2 protein-coding genes and 1 pseudogene are annotated in these 2,031 nt (G+C 68.1%); 1 reads left to right on the top strand and 2 read right to left on the bottom strand.

Going from position 1 to position 2,031, the window contains the following annotated elements; all coding sequences use genetic code 11:
• Positions 1-233, top strand: a pseudogene (locus tag RCJ92_RS15715) (hypothetical protein); the annotation flags it as partial.
• Positions 234-304: 71 nt separating this feature from the next.
• Here the strand turns inward: RCJ92_RS15715 and RCJ92_RS15710 are convergent.
• Positions 305-1,720: a pyridoxal phosphate-dependent decarboxylase family protein gene (locus RCJ92_RS15710; protein WP_446755097.1), complete on the bottom strand. Its 1,416-nt coding sequence runs from the start codon at positions 1,718-1,720 to the stop codon at positions 305-307.
• Between the two features lie 85 nt (positions 1,721-1,805).
• Positions 1,806-2,031 (bottom strand): IclR family transcriptional regulator domain-containing protein (locus RCJ92_RS15705; protein ID WP_446755096.1); only part of this gene is annotated, 226 nt, incomplete at its 5' end.

Here is a 2,031-nt window from a genome sequence, read left to right as displayed (position 1 = left end):
CCGCGGTCCCGCTGCTGTGGACCGTCTCCAGCCGCTTCTTCCCCGACAGCACCCCGCGCTTCAAGTACCTGACGATCGCCCTGGCGGCGCTGGGCACCGTGATCGGCCTGGTGCTGCCCTTCAGCCAGATGGTCAACATTGTCTACGTCATCAATGGCTATGTGGGAGTGCTGCTGCTGGTGCTGATGCTCGTGAAGACCGGCACCCGCCTGGTCCGCCGCGAGAAGCTCTAGACCTGGCCTGGGAAGCCCACCGGTCCTGCACCCCCGCGGCCCCGGCCGGCGGGGGTGCCGTCTCATCCGGCTCAGTTTCCTTCGGCCACCTGCCGCAGGTCCCGCCACAGCTGTTCCACGTGGGAGCGCTGCGTGCCCAGGGCGCCAATGGAAACCCGCACCATCCAGCGGCCCTCCAGCACGGCCGGGGAAACATAGGCCCGACCGGAGAGGTTCAGTTGCCGGGCCCAGTGCTGGGTGTGTTCATCGACCTGCTCGGCGCTGGCGCCCTGCGGTTCGTGCACCACGCACACGGTCTGCAGGTTGACCGGGGCGGCGAGCTTCCACCCTGGGGTGGAGCTGACCTGTTTGGCCAGCCACCGGGCGTTTTCCAGGTCGCGGCGCAACCGGGCGCGCAGCCGCTCGGCCCCTTCGGCGCGCAGCATGAACCACAGCTTCAGGGCACGGAAGCGCCGCCCCAGCGGGATCCCCCAATCGCGCAGATTGGTCACCTGGTCATCACGTTCGGAACGCAGGTAGCTGGGGTTGGTGCCCATGACGCGTTCCAGATGCTGCGGGTCGCGCACGAAGTACAGGGAGCAGTCGAACGCCACCCCGAGCCACTTGTGGGCGTTGACCACGACCGAATCGGCGTACTCGATCCCGTCCCACATCCAGCGGTACTCGGGCAGGATCATCGCCGAGCCGGCCATCGCCGAATCCACGTGGAACCAGATGTCCTGACGCGCTGCGATCTCTCCCAATTCCCGCAAGGGGTCAACAGCGGTCGTGGTGGTGGTGCCGGTCGCGGCCACGATGGCCGCGGGGATGCGTCCAGCCGCGCGGTCCTGCGCGATGGCCGCGGCCAGTGCGGCCGGGTCCATGGCGTGGTTCTGGTCCGTGTCGATCCAGTGGATGTTCTGCCGGCCGAACCCGGCCAGCAATGCGCCCTTTTCCACCGAACTGTGGGCATAGCGGCTGGCGTAGACGATAAGGGGCGCTTCCTCAGCCTGCAGGCCGCCGCGGGCCAGGGCGAAATCGGTGGCGCGTTCCCGCGCGCACAGCAGCGCGATCAGGGTGCTGCTGGAGGCCGAATCCTGGATGGAGCCACGGAACTGCTCGGGCAGCCCAAAGAGCTGGCGGGTCCAGTCCACTACGGTCTGCTCGATCTCGGACAGGGCTGGGCTGGATTCCCAGGACAGGCCGAGCACTCCCAGCCCGCTGCCCAGCATGTCCCCGAGCACCGAGGACAGCTCCGAGTTCGACGGGAAGAATCCGAAGAAGCTGGGGTGTTGCCAGTGAGTGAGCCCGGGCATCACGATGCGCTGCACGTCCTCTAGCAGCCCCGCCCCGCCGTCGCCCTCTTCCGGCGCCTGCGCGGGCAGCTGCGCGGCCACCTGGCCGGGTTCGACGGTGGACATCACCGGTTGCTGGTCGATGCCGGCGCGGTAGTCGGCAATGAAGTCCACCAGTTCGTGGGCCTGGCGGCGGAATTCCTCCGGTGTCATCTAATCTCTTTCCCTTGTGCCTGATGGCCTTCCTGCATGGTATCGGCCGCACCGGCGCTGGGCCGATTCCCGTTGCGGGTTCAAACTACCCGCGGCGCAGCTGTTGGGAGAGCTCGTGGGCGTGGTGCAGCAGCAATGCCCCCAGTTCCGGGCGGCGCCCGGGGGTGAAGCGGGATTCAATGCCGGTCACGCTCAGGGCCCAGGCCGGGGGCCCGGAGGCGTCAAAGACGGCGGCTCCCATCCCCCAGCTGCCCTTGACAATCAGCCCCCGGGTGACCGAGTAGCCCAGTCTGCGGGCTTCGCGGACCTTC

This window comes from Glutamicibacter sp. BSL13, assembly GCF_052928425.1.
The sequence above is the reverse complement of the archived record's forward strand: the minus strand, read 5'-3'. Positions and strand labels throughout refer to the sequence as shown.

Bases quoted from the DNA above. Each gene is read 5' to 3' on its own strand.
- RCJ92_RS15710 (WP_446755097.1), bottom strand. From the start codon at position 1,720: ATGACACCGGAGGAATTCCGCCGCCAGGCCCACGAACTGGTGGACTTC.